10 protein-coding genes are annotated in these 19,659 nt (G+C 47.5%); 1 reads left to right on the forward strand and 9 read right to left on the reverse strand.

All coding sequences use genetic code 11. The annotated features are described in order from the left end of the window. The first annotated feature begins 116 nt into the window (after positions 1-116). Positions 117-518, forward strand: coding sequence for a hypothetical protein (locus ACGF49_RS11830; protein WP_113043485.1), 402 nt, complete (start codon positions 117-119; stop codon positions 516-518). Positions 519-612: 94 nt separating this feature from the next. Here the strand turns inward: ACGF49_RS11830 and tccC are convergent, their stop codons facing one another. The 9 genes from tccC to ACGF49_RS11875 all read right to left on the reverse strand — a co-directional run bounded on the left by tccC (position 613) and on the right by ACGF49_RS11875 (position 19,659). After that, entirely contained in the window at positions 613-3,744 is a 3,132-nt protein-coding gene (gene tccC / locus ACGF49_RS11835) for an insecticidal toxin complex protein TccC (RefSeq protein WP_387491088.1), read from the reverse strand. 133 nt (positions 3,745-3,877) lie between these two features. After that, entirely contained in the window at positions 3,878-8,569 is a 4,692-nt protein-coding gene (gene tccB / locus ACGF49_RS11840) for an insecticidal toxin complex protein TccB (RefSeq protein WP_271859590.1), read from the reverse strand. 87 nt (positions 8,570-8,656) lie between these two features. Then, positions 8,657-11,557: an insecticidal toxin complex protein TccA gene (gene tccA, locus ACGF49_RS11845; protein ID WP_158536594.1), complete on the reverse strand. Its 2,901-nt coding sequence runs from the start codon at positions 11,555-11,557 to the stop codon at positions 8,657-8,659. A 666-nt stretch (positions 11,558-12,223) separates the two neighbouring features. Further along, positions 12,224-12,394, reverse strand: coding sequence for a DUF6392 family protein (locus ACGF49_RS11850; protein ID WP_387491092.1), 171 nt, complete (start codon positions 12,392-12,394; stop codon positions 12,224-12,226). Between the two features lie 109 nt (positions 12,395-12,503). Continuing rightward, positions 12,504-12,971 carry a DUF6392 family protein gene (locus ACGF49_RS11855; protein WP_228902802.1) on the reverse strand — a complete coding sequence of 156 codons (468 nt, stop codon included), beginning with the start codon at positions 12,969-12,971 and terminating at the stop codon, positions 12,504-12,506. Further along, on the reverse strand, positions 12,971-14,632 hold the full coding sequence (locus ACGF49_RS11860; protein WP_387491095.1) for an S-type pyocin domain-containing protein: 1,662 nt from the start codon (positions 14,630-14,632) through the stop codon (positions 12,971-12,973). Before ACGF49_RS11860 ends, ACGF49_RS11855 begins: the two co-directional genes overlap by 1 nt. Positions 14,633-15,032: 400 nt before the next feature. Continuing rightward, a complete protein-coding gene (locus ACGF49_RS11865) occupies positions 15,033-15,950 on the reverse strand; it encodes a GNAT family N-acetyltransferase (protein WP_228902804.1) in 918 nt (305 codons plus the stop codon). A 2-nt stretch (positions 15,951-15,952) separates the two neighbouring features. After that, on the reverse strand, positions 15,953-17,224 hold the full coding sequence (locus ACGF49_RS11870; protein WP_387491098.1) for a phenylacetate--CoA ligase family protein: 1,272 nt from the start codon (positions 17,222-17,224) through the stop codon (positions 15,953-15,955). 29 nt (positions 17,225-17,253) lie between these two features. Next, positions 17,254-19,659, reverse strand: a complete 2,406-nt coding sequence (locus ACGF49_RS11875) for an acyl-CoA reductase (RefSeq protein ID WP_113043496.1) — start codon at positions 19,657-19,659, stop codon at positions 17,254-17,256.

The raw sequence follows: 19,659 nt of genomic DNA on the forward strand, positions 1-19,659 counted from the left end.
GAGCAACAGATGATACGAAATTCAAAAAACGAGTGCAGACAACAAAGAGGCAACTTGAAAGATAACGGGTATAGATTATATTGAAGGTGATTATTCAATATAACAGGGTTGGAATCATGAAAAATTTATTTGTTATTATGTTACTTCTCTCCGTAATAACCGGGTGCTCCGGTAAACATAACTCAAACAGACAAACACAAGCAGAAGAGGGATTGAAATTTGCCTTTTCATCCGGTGGCAATTTTATCTTAACTCACGATTGTACCGATAAAATCGATTATTTAGGGCCAGATGAAGGGGGGAATGACCAGATAGAGATAACGATAAAAAACGATAAACAATGTTTTGCTCACTTTGATGCTTTAATCAATAAAAACATCGGCACCCAAATGACAATATCATTTAAAGGTACTCATCTTGTCACGGCAACTATTCAAACTTCTTTAAGTCCTTCATTCAGAATGGGGGTAGAAGATAAAGAACAAGCTACGAGCATTATAAACGCATTAAAAAATTAAATTGTTTTTGATATTAAAGTAACCGCATCCTAACTCGAAATCTCCGCCCAATATTGGACGGAGATTTCTGGCAATGTTTACTACAATATATTGACTACAAAGAAATAACCCGTCGTGCAGCTCCTATCGCACTGGTTCCATAGTCTATCGCATTGGCGATCCCTGTGGTGGTCAGGACCCTGCCTCTAATCTGATTACCAATCATGCCAGCAATATTATCTATACCACTGCCGATAGCACCTAGCCCTCTGGAAATCCAACTGTCTCTTCCCATCACTCTGTGCAGACCAGTTCCAATGCCACCGGCAAGCCCGCCGAGAACACTAAATATAGGCTCAAAGACAGGTCTGGCTACACTGAAATGTACTAATTGTCTGGCTAAACCGGCGGCATATGGGCTGACAGCCCGGCCTAAGAGCCTACCCAAAAATCCGCCACCTATTACTCTGTTGATCGCCATTTCCGCCCCCAAACCCGCGGCATAACCCACCGCGTAATTCGCTAAATGTCCGGCGGGGTTACTGGCGACATCTAAACCAAAACCAATCCAAGAGCCATAATAGGTGCCAATACCGGCATGAATCCCGGCTCTGGTACTCCCTTGCGTACCAGTGATCATCCCACCAGCAGCCCCACCCGCCGCTGCCCCGATTTCATGTGTAAGGGTAGAGGAAGTCCCCAGCATGGTATCAATGGTGCCTACCGCACTCCCGGCCCCAATAGCGCCACCTATCCCACGGTCAGCATTATTTATCCATGATCCCACAGCCCCTGTTACCGCCCCGGCGGCTGATGCAACACCAACACCTTGTGCCCGCGCACCATAAGCCGCGGCTGAACTCGCCCCGGCAGCCGCGCCCGCCGCTGACTGTACTAACGTCGATTTTCCCTGTACGAGTCGAGCAAGTAATGCTCCACCCTTTTCCAGAAGGCTACCTACGTTATATCCCATCAATGCGCCAATCCCTGCGCCTACGGCCGCAACCCCCAGAATGACGGGAATAGCCGCACCAGCCGTACTGGCAATGGCAGCCGCAAGCCCCCCAATCGCAATCCCGCCGGCAATGGCTCTGCCAATTTTTTGTCCCCGTCTCATTGACGCAGACATTCCCTCATCAGGTTTACGAAACAGAAATGAAGCAAACCAAAATGTATTCCGATTTCGGTTCGGAGACGGTGCTAATCCGTCATGGTCAGTCAATGTGATGGGGTTATTCCTCACCATCCGGTACAAATTCAGCCCATCCACGGTTCCCGCCGGATCAACACTCAACCATCGGCCCACCCAAGGCTGATAATAGCGGTAGCCGTAATAATATAATCCGGTGGCATCCCGCTCTTTACCGGAGTAACGAACAAATTTGTAGCTGGCTTCTGTCTGATTTTTCGCTGCCCATAGCGCGGTGCCGCCATACGGATAATACTCTTCCTGACTGAGAATCTGCCCTTCGCTATCCAGTTCAAGCTGGCTGGAGCCGAGCAGATTATCGTAACTGTAGCGCACCTGATTGTTATCGATATCTGCCGGTTTACCGCTTTCCCAGTGTAATACCCTTACCTGTGCGCGACCCGCTTCACCGACTGTAATCACCTGCAAATTTTGAGTTGTTTTATCTACAACTCCAGTTATGCGCAGCTCTAATCCCGGAAGATAAGTCACCCGTTGTACTTGAGTGCTGTTACCCGTCTGCTGTTCACTCACTTTTAGCAGCCGCACGCCATCACTGCTATAACGATACCATTCACTATCACTGCTATTTTCGCGGCTCACCGGGGTTACTCGTTGCAATTCACCACGGAGATTCCAATCCAGATTTTGTCCTGGTATTAACGTTTTCTGATGACCGCCGGAATCAAATAGCGCATCCACTCGGGTTGGATCTGTCGTTAATGTACTCAATACCGTCCGGTTACTGCGGCTTGAAACGGTCATCTCTGTGGTGTAACTATTTTGAGTCGCGGGTGAACTGTGTCGGATCTGAACCAAATTACCGCCACGGTCATAAATATAGGTACGAAGGTAATTGGTATAAGTGTTGTTGTCTGTAGGCACAGGCATGGCGGGTGAGGGAAGTTGGTTGCTTTGCTGGCCGATATTGGCCATTTCGCGCCCTGTCGCACTCATAAGCTGATACAGAGAATCATAAACATAACGGTTCTCAGGCTCCACTTTTTGATTGCGCCAAAAGCGGGTGGCTTCGGCATCATTATGGATACTGACGACATTCCCCACCGGATCATACTCATAGCGTAGATCCTGCAATACTCTGGCTCCTGATTGACTCTCTTCGGCACGGAAGGTGGTAATACCAATCAAACGTTGAGTTTCCGGTTCATAACTGTACTCGGTAATCACGCCGTTACCATGCTCTTCACGCAATTTATGACCTGCGGCTGACCAGCTCAGAGACTTAACAATCACCTGTTCATTCTGGCCTTTCACGGTCAACCAACTCCCTTTTAACTGACCGGCAATGTCATAAGCCAGACGCTGAATATTGCCTTTCGCATCGGTTTGGGTCAGTAAAGCCCCTATGGCATTGGTTGTACTTTGTGTCGTATAAACCTCACTTGCCAGCATCCCCTGCCAAACAGTTTCATCGTCACCGCTCCAGTTCACCTCCTGCCCTTCAACCAGCAACTGGTGAGATTGGGATAAAATAGTCCCAGCCAGTGACTGACTTATCAACCTAGTAACGCCCGCTGTGTCATAGTGGCGTATACACAAGCCAGAGAGGTTATACTCTTTCTCCTCTGTAGTATTCTCAGCCCAGATAAAGCGCTCTGTTACTTGAGAAGTTTCCTGATCAAAAACTTGTTCGCTCACAGATAACAAGCGACCGGGCAACGTGTTGCCTTCATAGCGACGAGTCTGACGAACACCCGCCGCATTCATCGTCATTACCGGACGACCTTCAATATCATTTAATGCAACAGTACGGCCAGCATCGATACTCTCTATCCGCAAAGCATTACCAACCAAATCATGCTGCCAGACAAAATTAGGCTTCACCGAGTTATCAGCCTGTTTTGCATCATACAAGCGTGGGTCAATGCTGTGATTCAGGTGTCCACGGACATCATACTGGTAACGGGTGACGCGGGTATCAGTATCCCCGCCGATTACAATACGGTGAAAACCGATATCACGAATGGACAGACCGCGATTATCTAACACGCTGACCGCTGGGGTTTGAGTATAAAGAGTGGTATCAGACGTACTCATATCATATTCCTTCTATTTTGTTTTACAGCTTCCCTTCCAATGAAATGGAGAAAGATCGCAAGATTGATTTTAGGTATGACAGATCCTCTCCCACTCTGGCTACCAGAGTGGGAAGTCTTAGTTAAAAGTTAATTTAAAAGAGTGTTTTCTTGACTTGGCTCGCGAAGCTGGCACCGCCATCGCAAGCGGTATAATGTACCTGCACCAGTACATCATCCATATTCGCCAACAGTGACGCCTGCATCTCATCCGCCTTCAATGTGTTGCCATCAATATGTTCATCCACTGAACGTGGAAAGGTAAGCGTCCATTTGGAGACTGCACCCGTGCCCTCAAACGATAGATAGCGCTCATCTTCCAGACGCAGCTCAAAGTTACCGGCATCATTAATGCCAGAAGAGAGCGCCACTTGCTGGCTGGCACGCAGGTTAGTGACAATATGCGTCGCATCACCCTCTTTACCTGTCGGATCATTGAGACGTTTAACACCATTGATATCTGCTGCTAACAATGTACTACTGCTGGTCTGGGTAAGTGTTGCCTTCACATTTTGATACGGTCCGATCAACGTCGGCAGTGTTACTGACACAGTTTTAATCTGGCGCAAATAGTGCCCCGGATAGTCGTTGTCAAACAGCTTTTCGCTTAATGGAAAGTCGATTTTGCCTTCGGTTTTTAACTTATTGAAACCACCATCGCCCAATAAGTTTTTGAGCGACACAGTACGGATCACATTAAGACGGCGTTCATGACGAGCCAAATAGGCCGCTTCCATCTGATGCAAGTTAAGTTGCAGTGTCTCCCCCACTTGCAGACCACGATAATGGTCATTCCAGGTACCGGTCTGGATAAAAGTGGCGACGTAATCACCCAATTCATACTGCCAACAAGCCTGGGCGGACAAACACAGAGAAACCACAGCGTCGTACGCTTGATAGTACAACGCGGCTAATTGACCGCTCAGCCACTGGTACAGAGTCGCCTGGGTGAAACGAGTGGTCAGGTAAGTCAGCATGGTTCGAATTTGTACCTGCTGTGCCTTCGCCTGTTGCAGGGAAGTTTGAGCCGCTTTTTCGCGCACTGCCAACGCATCCAACTGTTTCTGTAATGCGTCGACCTCAGACTGTGCCTGTTGGTATTGAATTTGCCACTCTTCACGGCGGCGACGGTAGTTCTCCGTGGTTGCCAGACGCTCGGCCACCACGCTGGTAGCTTGACCGGCAGCCATCAATCCGATGGCAATCGCTTCCGTTACCCCTTCATAGCGCGAGCCACCATCAGCCAAACCAAAGATATTCGGGATCACTTTCAACGCGCCACTGGCAGTTTGTACGCCGGTGGAAGAAGAAATCAGGGATTGTGCTGACGTTTGGGTATCCATCACCAGTTGTTCCGCGCTGGAGATGTTGTTCTGATACAAGGTGTAATAATGGTCATGACGCTGTTGCGCCGTCGCCTGACTGGCTTGCAGCGCCAGACGATCCGCCGCCAATCCATCCAACGCCTGTTGTTGTAACGTGATGGCATAGCTGGACATATCCAACAGTTGCTGTTGCGCCAACTCTTCTTGACCGGCCCGTTCGCTACGTTCCAACAAGCTAAGCAGGTTCTGACCAAAACCGGTCAGCGTCCCCACGGCGCTGTAAGCTCGCGGCAACATAGCGCTGAAACGGTATGGTGGTACCGTCAACATGGCACCACTGACGCCATTCGTTAAGGTGCCGGATTGAGCACGCTGAGCCAACAGCGCTACCGGATCAGCAGGCACAGCATACAGCGGCAGAGAAAGCGGCTTGCCATCAACGGTCAGGTTATGACGCAGATTGTATAACCGTGCATCCAACGTATCCCAATGGGACAACATCAGAACATTGAGCGGTTCATTAAAATAGCCATTATCTGCCAGTTTCAAGTGGCTAATGTTATTGCCCGGTAATGCGGGTAAAACGGTATTACTGTTAGCCAACTGGTGCTCAAAATCACGTAAAACCGTTTTTTGCCCGGCAGCCAAAGTATCGAGGGTTTGCGGCGTCCAAGTGCTACTCAGCGATACATCCGGCCGAGGCCCTAGCAATTCAGCGGCCAGATTGTAATAGACACGAGCCTGAGTCAAACCATCACGAGTCAACTGGCGATACCACATATCTCCCTGAGCAATCAGGTTGCTGACATAGGCGATAAACACTGCTTTCTGGTATATCACCGGATGGGCATAAGCCTGAGTATCCGGATCGATAGGATCGCCTAAATGACGTGATAGATCGCTGTGTCCTTCAACTAACGGACGTACATTCCAGTAAGCCGGCGCATTATGTGGCTTGTTTTTCATCGCTGGATCAAAGATGTAATGCAAACTCTTTTGTGCTGGCGAAAATTGCTGTTCGTTGGCAAAGCGTGTAGCAACCAGAAACGGCAAGTGAAAGAACAATTCCCAGAAATAGAGACCGTTTGAACCGTTAAAGTCCATTGGTTCACTCTTGCCATCAGTAACCAGATCGGCCTCCAGCGAAGGATCCGCCTGCAAGGTGTAATCCAGCAAACTATCCAACCCCAAATTGGCTTTCTCAATCAAGGTACGTACAAAGGTAGTGTTAAGACGGGTTTTCGCGGGTAATGATGAGGTCCAGAAGTCTAAATATTGCACCAAACCACGCTTGCTATCGTAACGGGAAATCAATCGCGGAATGGCATCCGGAGCTTTACTGTCTTGCAACGCAACATACACATTAAACCACTTACTAACCCAGGAATAGGCCCCTTTTCTCCCTGATGGGCGGTCATAATGATCCCACACGACATTCAAACAAACCTGTAGGTAGTTTTTATCCGGATCAGTGGAGAAATCCGCTTCGGACAAAGTATAAGTTGTAGAATAGGCTGCACCGCTGGCAAGTTGGAAATTTTGGCTACCATAATGTCTGAACAGGTTGCGGTTATCCGCAGTGTCAACATTGATTTCTTGATAGAATTTTCGGTTATCGGCGATTTTCTTGAAGTTTTTGATATAAGTGAGATGACCAGCGCCTGCAAAAAAGGCAATCAAGGTATCAATGCTAATAGCGTAATTTATTGCACCGGCCCAATCCCCCAAACGTGTACCATCCGGAATATACAGGTTATAACTGCTAGGATCATCCCCTACCCAAGCGATACCGCCATTTTTCACAGTAACGGAATGGTGTCCATAAAGCAGGAATATGGAATTCCATGCATCATTAACGGGCTGGTTTATATCCCATGTTCCATTAGGAGTAGACCCTCCACCATAACCCTGGGGATAATAGGTAATTACTGCATTATGGAAGCTGTAATAGTCTTCATCATCGTAATCCAGGTAAAAACCCTCGTTTCCTGTCCATGAAAAGCCATAACCAGACGTAGAATTGCTTTCTCTGTCATCATAACCAAACGTATGACGGTTAATAAAATCCCCATTAGTCGTGGTTTGGATATGGAGTGTCAGACCATCTTGATCGATATACACATAGGCACCGGCGGTACCCGGTTTCAGATCATCAATTTTACTTACCCAACCCGTATTTTCAGGATCTTCTGTTGGCTTGCCCGGAACAACCTTAGTGATCACATACTTTTTATCGTATACCGCGAATTGCAAGCAGTTTTGATCATTTGTTTCATCACGATAGGTACTAAACAAAAAATCCTTACTCAATGGCCTGAGAATATGGCGATTAAAGGCTGAATCACAATACAAGTAGCCATACACAGTAGGGCGATTCTGAGATGGGCTTCCCGTAAAATTGCGCACAAACACCCCCAACATCAGACGGCCATACGGGTTACTGTCAGTTTCCTCCGTCGGATCAATACTAAAGTCGGTGGTAGCCAACAAATTCACATCTCGTAGCACAATGTCATTTTCATCAATCGACAAACTAGTGCGTGATATATCCTGATCACCATCTCCATTTTGTCGCGTCATCAACGTGGTAGTATTCGGCGCCGTCCAAGTATCATCATAGCGTTTATAACCAAACTTTATGCTATAGGCATGGGTCTTACCGATATCTTTGCCGTCGTCTCCCTTTTGCACTGCCGGGTCACGCTCAACCCAAGCCACATACAGCCGGTCGTTATAAAATACCGGGCGAACTGTATGCTCCAGCACCGTATCACCAGACAACGGCAAGGTAATTTCCTGCCAATCATTCCAACAATTCGGTGTTACCGGATTTCCCGCCGGGTCCTGACGGTTTTTACTCAAATCCATCTGACGCCAGTAGTAGCGATACGGTTTAGTGGTAGTGCGACCAATAAAGTAATAGATGGCTTGGTCAAATTTATCCTGATTAATATAACCACTGAGCACATACAGATTACTCACTGCCTCAAACTCATTGAGGTACGCCAAAACAGCATCCTGCACCCGGTCCGGATCGAGTCGGTTCTGGTTTAACGTGGTCTCCAGCTCCGAGAAATAATGGCTTTTTTCCTGCCGGGTGATGGGGGAAATGTAGTTCTCAGCGTAATTTCGAACCTCAGCCCCCGCAGCCCAAATAGCATATTGGTTATCATTATCACGCCATTCGTTAGCGGTAGAGGGTTCCATTGCTTGGCGCCCCGGTTCAGAGCCGTTGACCAAACGAGTCATATATTGCTGTATGCTGGCAATCGCTTGAGCAACTCGGCTGGTCTCAACCTCATCAGCCACTTCCGGGTCAATCAGCAAATATTCGTACAAGTCTTCCACCGTCACCGGCTGACCACTGACGCCTTTCAGCGTCGGTGCCACAAAATTCATATAGCCAGTCACCAACGCATCACGCTGGGATTCATTCAGTTGTTTTTCCATTGTCGATAACATAATTATCTGCCTTACTTAAATGGCGGTTTAGAAACAGCCTCATTGGGCCGTACGGAAAAATCAAATCCACTCAGATAGTGAACGCACTCAGTTACTACCCTTGACATGGGATACGCCAGCCACCAGCGCCTGACCGGTGCTTTGCCAAAGGGTATAATCACTATCACGGCTCAGGACATAACCTTGCTGTTGCTGTGTAACGCCAAGACCCGTCTGGTTCTGTGCCTGTTGCAGATGCAGAAGCGTATCCAGTTGCGGAGTGGTTTTGGCAATCCCACCTAATACCGCCCAAGCGGCTTGCAGTTCGTTAGCCTCCCAACCCAACAGAGTTGCCAACGTCTGCGCAGCATCCGCCTGACTCAACGACGTAGCAGCATTAGCCGCGCACAGGTAGGCCAGTACATCATCTTCCGACCCGCCACCGGCTTTACCCACCTGGAGCAACAGATCACTGTAACGGCTTAAGGTATAGAGCATCCACAAATTGATATCGGTCACTGTTTCTACGGAAGCGCCAAAATAGACTGGATAGTCCAGCAAGGTTTGCACCATTGCAGGACTCAACGTGAATTGTTGGGTTAACAAGGAACGGCGTACCACTTCACGTAATTGACGCAAATAGTCAGCGGGAATATCAGCCGCAGTTTTAACGGTTTTCTTCAATGCCCAAGTCGCACTCAGCCACTGATAGGTTGTTTGCCCACTCCAACGCAACAACAACGCAGGCAGTGACTGACTCACATTCAGAATTTGCGCCAACAGACTGACAGCGACACCTTGCTGAGTTTGCTGCGCTTGATTCAGCGTATTCGTCAGAGTAGTCATTGCCAGCTTCTTATCTGCATCAGACAGACTTTGTGTATTAACCACCGTGGCTATAACACTTTCTATGCCAGCATCAGTCACCAGACCAACCTTATCGATAAGCGGGCTATTACCTGCCGAGAGCAGAGCAAACCAGTCAATAACGTGGCCGCTGGTATCAACTAATGGCGCACCACTACGGGATAACAATGTTGCATCCACCAATGTACTGCCCAAGTTCTGCCACACTTGACGGATAAAGTTCAATTGATCGTCAGTGCCCTGCCCGGTAAAGGTAGAACCGCTACTCAACAGTAAAAGTAAGGTTTCAACGGGTAAATCGTGCTGTTGTTGCCATTGAGCGATCGCACTTAGCGCTTGCAGCAAACTCAGGATATCCACCACCAGCGGGGAATCTTTTTGCGGTACCGTGATTGTCGGTTTTCCTGCCAGTTGCTGCCAGACGATGCCTGTACCTGCATCTAATTGATCCGCCAAGGCACAAAAAGCCTCAGGATCTATCCCCAATGTACGCGCCAGATTAGCCAGACGGTAGAAAGCTGACACCACAAACAGATTACAGTTGAGTGTACTTTGCGTGATATTCCCCTGTTGACGGGCAATATTATCCGCCAATAACAGGAACTGACGATGATTGAGGCCCAGTGCAGTGCTGATATGCTTAACACGCGCCCCATCTCCCCCGGTGGTCAATGTATAGACAAAATCCTGATTATCTATCACAAAAGGTGTATCAAAGGTGCCAGCGGAGTTAAACACCTGATCTAAGAACGGTATTGCTGGTGTAATGGCAAACGGGGTCACCACGCGCAGCCAGCCAGTAAATTGTTTGGCGGTCACACCGTACTTCGCCTGATAATGTTTGAACACCCCCAACATACGCAGCGTATTGTTACTCATCAACAGCGCAGTATTTCCTGCTTCCGCATCCATAGCAGAAGTCACCAACAGGTCAATATCCTCATAGGACAGATTCAGCCATTTTTGCAGGCGCACGATGCGGTTAATACGGTCCAATTTGTCATCTGTCAGATTGTTAACCGTCAGAGCAAAATGAGCCTCCGCACCACTGCGGCTCAAGGTAATCGCCTCCGGCTTACCGGCATGAATAAAGCGGGCACCGTAAGCAAATGGCGTCGCTGTCGTGTCACTAGAACTCACATTATCAGACTTAACCACCGTAGAACCCCCGACAGTTGAACACAACATCAGTTCTACCTGGGGTACAGTCAAACTTGTTCGGCCGGTCAGTATAGTCATATCGCTGAAACTGTTCGCCGTAAGCGAACTATCACCATAATTTAGCTGATAGAAATCCTGACCGACGGTTTCCACCATGATTTTCTGCTGCTCTGGCGAAAGCTGACTCGCCATAATTTGTAGTCGAGTTAAAGCACCGGCAGTCGCATCGCTGAGCTTTCCTTTTGCTGTTGCCCAGAAGTTTTGCGGCAGATCCAGCGTCTGTGGCAGAGTGATATCTTGCAACGTAGTACCCAATACCGACTGAGCTGTCTGAATCTGCTGGTGACCATAATGATATGGCAAATTATTCGGGTAACGGGTGGTGGAGAGTTTGGCGTTTACCGCTTCCAGATCAGCCAAGCTCAGTTTCTTCTGAATGGCTTTGGACAGAATTTCATTAACCAATTGTAATTGCGGTACAACCTCATTGATCGCTTTATCATTAATTAACAAAGCCCCGATATCGGGTCGGCGCTCCACCAGCGTATTCATAATGGCACTAGCACCACTCTTTTCCTGTTCAAGGGCCAATTGATAAATATGAGTCAGATAAGCTACCGGGGCATCATTCGCTTCTGGTGACCCACTCGGAGCTTTATCTTTCCAACCCGTGTTTGCATCAAGGAACTGATTAGCGTAATCCGGACCTGATACGGAGAACGGACTTCTCAGGCTAAACTGAACCGCTTCACTAAGAGAATTACGGCGAAAATGGTGTAACACCTGATGAGCATAGCCCACTGCCAGGTCATACATTTTTTCAGCACTGCGCCCGAGATCAGCACGATGCTCACGAATAAAACGCTCACGCGGCATACGTACCACATCAAACACTGAGGTATAACCAAGATTGGTCAATTTACCGGGCAGGTTGTAGATCTCTTCGGTACGGGAAATCAGGGGACTGGCGAGTTGATTCATACGGACTCCTGAATTGAGGTTTATCATGAGGAACAGGTTTTTCGCGCAAAAAACAATCATCATCTTATGTGTTAAGAAAATCAGGTCGCCCTGCCTTCTAAAGACGCCATACACGATGATGATGTGTGAGGAAAAATATAATAAATCACAAAACTTGCTTACATTAAAAAACAAAATACAGACAATAAAATAACTTTACCTTTATATAATTATTTAGAATAAACATTTACGTATATTTATAATTAATTTACAAAAAAATTAATATAATTAATATTCTTGGTGTATTTTCATTATTTTTTAAACAATATATACCCTATGGATTTCAAGATGCATCGCGACGGCAAGGGAGTGAATCCCCGGGAGCATATTCCGATAATCATCCCCCTTTTCCCAGGGCTTAAATCCTGCCACATTAACCGTTTTATCCTTTTTTTATTGGGTTATTTTTATCGTTTTCTTCATAAAATAACCGGCGAGAAAGCGATTTAATACCTATCTGCTCGGATAGTATTATTTTACGCGCGGATTTCTTTTCAATTCGCTATTAATGGTTAATGATTTTCGATTAAATGCAATTAATTCTTCCATTTGAAAAGTTGCATTTATTGAGTTAAATCCATCCTTGATATAAAAGCTTTAATAGGGTTAATGTAATTTATTTTAAATTCATCCCCTCACGATAAAACGCCAGCCCCCCTCTTTTACCATTTCCAAGAAAATAACCTCATCACCCGAAAAACCACTTGGTTTAATTTTATAATGGTTCAACCCTTTATTAAAAATTTCCTGATAGGTTTTCCCTAAGCTATTAATTAACGCTTCAACGTTAATAGTCATTATTTATATCACCTCCGCTCTTGATTTAGCCAATTCACCTACGACTCTATTTTTCAAACTACCCGCAAATGAATTGGCTTTTAAAAATAACCTCCCATCTACATATTGATTACCAACGCACCTCTGACGTAGGCAAAAAAGTCACCAATCTGACTTGCTCCAGCAGATCGTAATCAACCTGCATACTAGTTGGAATACGAAAATCCAATAAGGTATATAACTCAGTCCAGCCAATTTCTTTAGTTAACCTTTTCCTTGGTGGAAGTGATTTTTCAGGTTCACCAAAATGTTCATGAATCCATTGCCGAAACATTATAGGAATTAATGGTGATGGTAGTTCATTTGGAAACTGGTATGAATCTTTTTTCTCATCAATCAAGATGAGTCCTATCGCAAATAAGACCTTGTTATCCCTCCTAAAAGCAAGATGTACACCTTCTTTAATCATATGCAGGGATATATTAGGATCTCCAGGATATCCTGTTGGTTTAGTTTTATAAGGAATTAGCCCTTCATCAAAAATTTCCTGATAGGTTTTCCCCAAGCTATTAATTAACGCTTCAATGTTGGTCGCCATTATTTATATAATTCCTGTTTCCGATTAATTTTATGCATCTTCGATCTAGCTTCTTCAAGTTGGTCTTCTGTTGCACCATACTGCTTCAACGCTGGTTTTATAGCATCAAAATCCCGGTCAACCGCAGAGCGTAAATCCTTTGAATCCTGTTCTATCCGAGATGAAGTATTTCGTCCACCATAAGTCATACTGAATTTTCGATGTACTTCGGCAGGAATAATGATGGCGGCAACATCTTTAGCCATAGCATCAATTTCAAAAGGTTGAGCATCTGGGTACATCTTCTGCAATCTCGCTCGAATAGCCGCTGCCGAAGGCATATGATCCGCATGTGTTCCATTCCTTAGCCGCCCGGCAAAATTTCTATATAAATCCACTTCAAACAATTTCACCGGCGGTTTACTCAGATACACATACACCGGCGGCATATTCGGAATGGGGAATACCAGAATATAATCGCGGAAATCCTTCTCTTCCGGCATTGGCAACGATTCAATATCGCTGCCCACTTTATCCGGGATCGGCAACACGGTTATTTGCGACGGAATAAACGGCTGTTCTTCATTCCCGGTATGGGCTGGAGCCTTGAATTCCTGTTCATTCGGCGTCCATAAAATTGTCGGCCGGGTTTCTCCCGGTTCCCAGAACTCGTAATTACCGGTAGTCCGATTCAGCGTCATCATGCGAACCGGCACTTTATCCAAGCCGCCTTCCGGGCTGACGTGATATCCCTGAACCGTCATCCTGCCGCTTTTTTCATCTCTGATCCAGCGAAAACGTACACGAGTTGGTGCTTTTCCATACTGTTCCGCTATCTGTCTCAGGCGATACGGATCTAAGTAATCCTCTTCCCCCTGATTCAACGACGGTGAATAAAACAGCCCCATTAACCCAACCGTTACCGGATTCGGTGCCGCCAGCCAACGTCCAGCACTGATAGCGCCGCCACCAATGTAACGCATCACCAGCGTTTCCCCTTCCGCTACCGCGCTGCGGGTAGTGGCGGCCACAGCGGTAGCCGCCGCTTCGGCATTATCTTTTCCACTACGAAACCACCGCTTATACCACGGTAATTTTTTATCCCGCGGCTTATCCGGTTCCGGCGGGTGTTTCTTGTCCTGCGGAGGTGGTTCAGGCTTTTGCGCCGTGACCGGAGCAGGAGATGACGGCACCTGATATACCGCCATTCTGCCAAAGTTATTTGCCGATTCAGGCTCAGTTCCAGCATCAGTACACCCTTTACCCCGCTGGCAGGACTTCGTAAACACCGGTATCGGCGGCGGAGGCGCCTGTGTTGCAGGCGGGCTTCCCACATCCTTTACCGGAGAAGAGAAATGCTGTTGCGCCATATTCGTGGGAGCGACAACCCGGTCAGCAGCCTTATTCTGCTTCTCATAGCTGTCCATCTCCGAATTGATAAACCGAGCGCGACAGGGGCAAGTACTGACACTATCCAGCGTGCCAGCCAGCTTGCGCCCCATGTCAAAAACATCGGATACACCACCAACAATCACGTAAGTACCGGGATGTTTGCCACAGGTAACCTTATCCCCTTCACGAGCGGTTGCTCGCCCATTAAATGTCATGGTGTGGTCACCGGTAATAATCTGACCGCCACAGGTTGTTTTATCACCAACGAGCAGGAAATACCCTATTGCCATTTATTCACTTCTCCAATGATTTACAACATGAAGAGTGAATCTAACTGAAATCATCATCATGCTTTTGCCACTTATGGATTAATAAATAATCAATAGTGCAATGAATTTCACTTAAAAACATATAGGAATATTCTGAAATTTAGAGAAATAATGTCGATTGATACTTGTAATTCATCATATTTTGCAACATTTTTGGTACAATTAATTATCAAAAGTGAGAATTTAAGCAGCAGTGACGAATTGGCAGAAGTACACCGCAGATTTTTTCAAATTATGGTCAGACTGTTAACCACTATCCGTTCAAAGTGCTGACCAAAAGACCAACACTTTGTCAATCATCTGCAAAACTATTCAAGCTTTGATGGGCTTTACCAGATTACCTCTGATAATCACAGAAAGGCTATGCAGTTGCACAAGCAAACATGCTTTGTTGATGCAAACTGCGAGCAAACTGACAATTTAAGGCTAACTCTTTCCTACTATGCCCCCGAACCAGTAAAGCTTCCCAATGGGGATGATAACCGGGCACAAACCCTGTACAGGCAAATCCTGCCTGCTGCAAAATTTCTATTGCCTGAAGAGTCCCTTCCCCTACCGGCAATTTCACATATATCAGTTTATGTGCCGGTAACTCTGCCACCTCTTTTACCCGCTCGGTTGTCTGCTTTTCTATCCACACTTCCAACCGACGTCCATGATTGGTTATACGGAAATCTGCATCAGCCAACGCCTCCGGTTGCAGAGGCTCTTGACCAAAGACTTGAGTCACCGATGTCAACCACCTTTGCCAACCGGAAGGCCAATGTAACTCTGGAAATGGCCAGCTTTGTAAAGGTAAACAACCCAGTACTATGCTTTCCGGTCGCGCCTGATCAAATGGTGATGTTACATAGTCCGGCAACAATCCCGTGGTGTGAAACCCCAGATTTTGGGCCAGACGCTGACTGTAGTTATGTGACGACACTTGCTTAATCGTGAGTATGCTTAACCCTATTTCTTTGGCCTGATCACACAAATATCGCCCAAGAGCGGTAGCAATACCCTGCCCACGTGTCTGTGGATGTACTGCGATCAACGCCAGTTCAGCGCTTAATGAGCAGCGTTCATCCCGCCACAGTGCCGCATGTCCCAGCACGTGTCCATCCTGTACCGCAACAGCGGAATACCACTGTTTTGCCGCGTTATAACGGCCAAGCATGGTAGGTAAATAGACTTCCGGGTAGACATAATCTTCGCCGTAAACAACCCGAAATAACGCACTAACACCGGTAGAATCCTCTTCCCGGAATAATCGAATTAATGGCATTTCTGGATTCATGCTCACGCTGCCTTCTCTTCAGCACCATAACCACGATGATCAACTACCCGCATCAATTTACCGGAGCGTGGATGAGTGACCATATTTTCCAAAACGCAGTAAGTGACCTCCATATGCAGTAATCCCTGATCACATAACTCTGCTATAGCGGGTTGTGCCACCAGCAACGCCTGATGCACTGATGTTGTCGATGGTGCCAGTGATGAATCGCCGGCTAACAATAGTTCTATCTTATCTATGCCACCCTGACGGCTCAGCAATAACTGCCAAGCCAGTATGCCCTCTTGCTGTTGCAGTAAACGCGCAATATGGTCAGGAAAAATGGACAGTGAGCAAACTCGCACTCGGTGAGCGCTGCCCGCTCGCCCCTGCAAAGCGAATTTGCGGCGCGGCAGTCCTGACTCTTCACACCAACAGGCCATGTCACCCGTCGGGTAGCGGATAACCGGCATCAAGCGTCGTTGCAGGTTGGTCACAACCAATAGGCCATTTTGGCCGGGCGCCGTAATCGGCTGACCATTAACTTCGTCAATAATTTCAACAATAGTTTCCGTATCAAAAACCCGATGTTCGCCGTAATAGCAATCGGGAGACGCCGCCCCAATGAGACCCGCATCAACGCTGGCACAACCAACTGAACCAATACGCGCATTCGGAAATACGTGACTCAATAGTGTCAGTTGCTCTGGAAACAAACTTTCACCGCCATACAACAGGCGATCAATGCCGGGCATAGACTGACCGCACTGCTGCAAGGTACTGGCAAAACGTAATAGTTGCACCGTCACCCCAGCCAAAACATTAATCCCCAAGCTGACAATCGCATCGGCCAGTGCTCGATCATCAACTGACCAGGTAAACGGATACTCCACCACCGGCACCGGTGAATAGGACAAGGCACCGTGAATAAACAATAAACTGGTATACAAATCACCAGCCACAAACAGATTAGCAACGCGGTCACCTGGCTGTAATTGCTGTGCAAGCCCTTGACCAAATGCGCACACAAAAGCACGCCATTCGCTATGACTGAACACCGACAATCGACCATCACTGGTAGAGCCACCGGTTTTAAAAACATGACCACCGTTAACAGGGCCAGTTAATACCGACCAGTTTTCCAGCGATTGTGATTGCTGCCAATAGTCAGCAGGATTGATCAATGGCAGATCAGTTAGCGCCCAACCAGATCGCGGCAGATCACGATAAAGATCTTTAAAAAAAGGCGCATGATTGCGGGCGTATTCAACCAGATCGTGTAATGATAGTGTCATGATTTACCCAAAAAGTAGTATTATTGGTCTCAGAATCGGCTATCTAGCACCAGCGGCGTTTTGCCACTTTGCGGGTGACGATGGAACTGTCCAGCCGGTGTAGGGATAACGTCCAATTGAAGCAATCCACCACTGACGACCTGATTCAGCATCCCATGTTGCAACAGATGCATACGTACCTGCTTAGCATCCCCGTCGGCTAATATATAGATATAATCACAACCACTGGAATTTTTCCCTACCAGCCACTGCACCGGAAATGGTAGCCCAGCGGATAATTCTGTTGGGTTCAAAAAAATAGAACCTACCCGTAATAACGCACCATGACGGCCTTCCAGTTTAAACCGCGGCGTTGGTAATCCGCAGGCGCAGAGGCCAGGGAGCCAATAACCTAAGTCACCTATATCATAACGCTGGACCACCTGCCCTTCCCGTGCCAGAGGGGTAAACACCAGTCGACCGCTTTCCCCTGTCGGAACAGGCTGATCACTATCAAGAGCCAAGATTTCCAGCCATTGAATATCAGATAACAGATGGAACTCCCCTTCTTGGCAACAAGCACAAGCATGGCCTAACGGACCGGCATCCACGGAACCGTAAATCGCCGATTGAATTATCTGTACACCAAAACTGGACAGAAACCGACGTCGCTCTTCACCAATATGCTCACCACCGGTAAAAATTTTGCGTATCCCACCATAGGCGCGTAACGCAGCCTCTTCACATTCAAACAATCGGTGTATAGTGCTTGACATTCCCGCCAGCGTATTGATTCCCTGAGTGACAATAAAGTGCCTGATTTGGCTAAAATCATCGTCTATTGGCCCCCCCATCGGGTAATGCGGCACGGATAATTTATCCAGCACAGTGAAGAAACTCATCAGACCGCCATACAAGTTACTGCCATAAAACAAATTCATTACCCGATCTTGGGATGGCTCCAGGCCAGCAGCAAATAAGCCATCTGCCGCAGCCTGCATTTGACTGTGATAATCTCGATGGCTGAAACCCGCCAACTTTGGCTCACCACTACTGCCACCGCTACGGAAAAACACCTGTGCTTTTGCCGTCATACCGCCGCTCTGAAACTTTGCTTTATCCATCACTGGAATCCCTGCCAGTTCCGGCGGATTGGCCGACCATTTATCCAACGTGACATGGCCTGGCAGTTGTTCAGCTTTCAAACTGACGGAGACACGTCGCGCCAGCCGAGTCAATGCATAAACACCATCATGTGGCTCACCCTCGTAGCCATCATGCATAGCTCCAGCCTGACATATCCGGCTAACACCAGCGGCCAACAACTGACGACTCAACATCGGCAGCGCTTTTTCTTTCGCTATCAGAGCACAACTTTGCAAATAGGGGCGCCACGGCAACAAAATCTCAACCAATTGTGCACGTGGTGCCGGACGGACTTGCAAAGTACGGTACAGAGGCGATGGAGCAAGCTCTTGACGCTGTATCCAGGCTACTCGCCAGCCATTGCCCTCTTCTACCGAACCGCGGAATTCAGCAAAAGTGTGATCCAACTTCAAAAATGCCATCTGACTGCTGATTTCCGCCGCTTCCTGTATGTCTGTCTGTAAAGCTGGCCATATTGACGCGCGTCGTGCCAGTGCGGCAGCCACAGCACCAACAACTTCCCGTAAAACGTTCTCGTCAGCGCTATCTACCAACAAACACTGTGGACTGGAACACGCTTGTTGGTCAAAACGGCAAACATCATCAGCCAATGCATCGTAATCAGCATCACTGGCAGCCATCGGCTCCAAATAAGCAAAACTGATACGATGTCCCCAATCTATCCAACGGCAACCGGGTCGTAGTTGGCTACGAATAGCGGTCAGGGCGCTATGACTGCCCCAGGCAGATACTGCATCAGCACACGCCAGTAATTCTGATAATTGATCAGATGGCAAAGGCAACACGGATATATAAGGTGCCAACGTGCCGCTCAGGTCATGACGTAGGAATTCAGCCAGTATCTGCGCATTAAGGCCGTGGTCACTGCTACTAGGACGTAACCAGTTGACATTACCCACTAGCAAGCTCTCTAACACGGCCATAAATGGCAGCAAAGGCGCATTGGCCGGCGTAATATGCACCACCAATCCCAACGGTTGCCAAGTTTCAAAACGGGGTTGTGTATAGTCAAAGCGACGCAGAGAAAAGGGCTGTTCTCCCAGTTCGTGCCGCAACTTTGCCTCTAAAGCATCGCGATGACAGAAGTGACGTAACGCGGTGATGGTGGCTCTATCCAGCGCAAGCTTAACAGCAACAGTATCGAGATCATCAACGAAGCGCTCAGCACACGCCAATACCTGTTGTACACTTGGGGGACAAGCCAGCGTCTCAGCCAAATTACCTTTAAGTTCCGCCAATACGCTAGCGGGCTCCAAGTCAGAGATAACCTTACCATTCACTAAATACAT

Origin of the sequence: Photorhabdus sp. RM96S (assembly GCF_042879335.1) — a bacterium.
In the GTDB taxonomy this organism is placed as follows: Bacteria; Pseudomonadota; Gammaproteobacteria; order Enterobacterales; family Enterobacteriaceae; genus Photorhabdus; species Photorhabdus kayaii.

Excerpts from the sequence above, each read along its gene's own strand:
- ACGF49_RS11865 (WP_228902804.1), bottom strand. The coding sequence starts at position 15,950 with ATGAATCCAGAAATGCCATTAATTCGATTATTCCGGGAAGAGGATTCT.
- tccA (WP_158536594.1), bottom strand. The coding sequence starts at position 11,557 with ATGAATCAACTCGCCAGTCCCCTGATTTCCCGTACCGAAGAGATCTAC.
- tccC (WP_387491088.1), bottom strand. The coding sequence starts at position 3,744 with ATGAGTACGTCTGATACCACTCTTTATACTCAAACCCCAGCGGTCAGC.
- ACGF49_RS11850 (WP_387491092.1), bottom strand. The coding sequence starts at position 12,394 with ATGACTATTAACGTTGAAGCGTTAATTAATAGCTTAGGGAAAACCTAT.
- ACGF49_RS11875 (WP_113043496.1), bottom strand. The coding sequence starts at position 19,659 with ATGTATTTAGTGAATGGTAAGGTTATCTCTGACTTGGAGCCCGCTAGC.
- tccB (WP_271859590.1), bottom strand. The coding sequence starts at position 8,569 with ATGTTATCGACAATGGAAAAACAACTGAATGAATCCCAGCGTGATGCG.
- ACGF49_RS11830 (WP_113043485.1), top strand. The coding sequence starts at position 117 with ATGAAAAATTTATTTGTTATTATGTTACTTCTCTCCGTAATAACCGGG.
- ACGF49_RS11860 (WP_387491095.1), bottom strand. The coding sequence starts at position 14,632 with ATGGCAATAGGGTATTTCCTGCTCGTTGGTGATAAAACAACCTGTGGC.
- ACGF49_RS11855 (WP_228902802.1), bottom strand. The coding sequence starts at position 12,971 with ATGGCGACCAACATTGAAGCGTTAATTAATAGCTTGGGGAAAACCTAT.
- ACGF49_RS11870 (WP_387491098.1), bottom strand. The coding sequence starts at position 17,224 with ATGACACTATCATTACACGATCTGGTTGAATACGCCCGCAATCATGCG.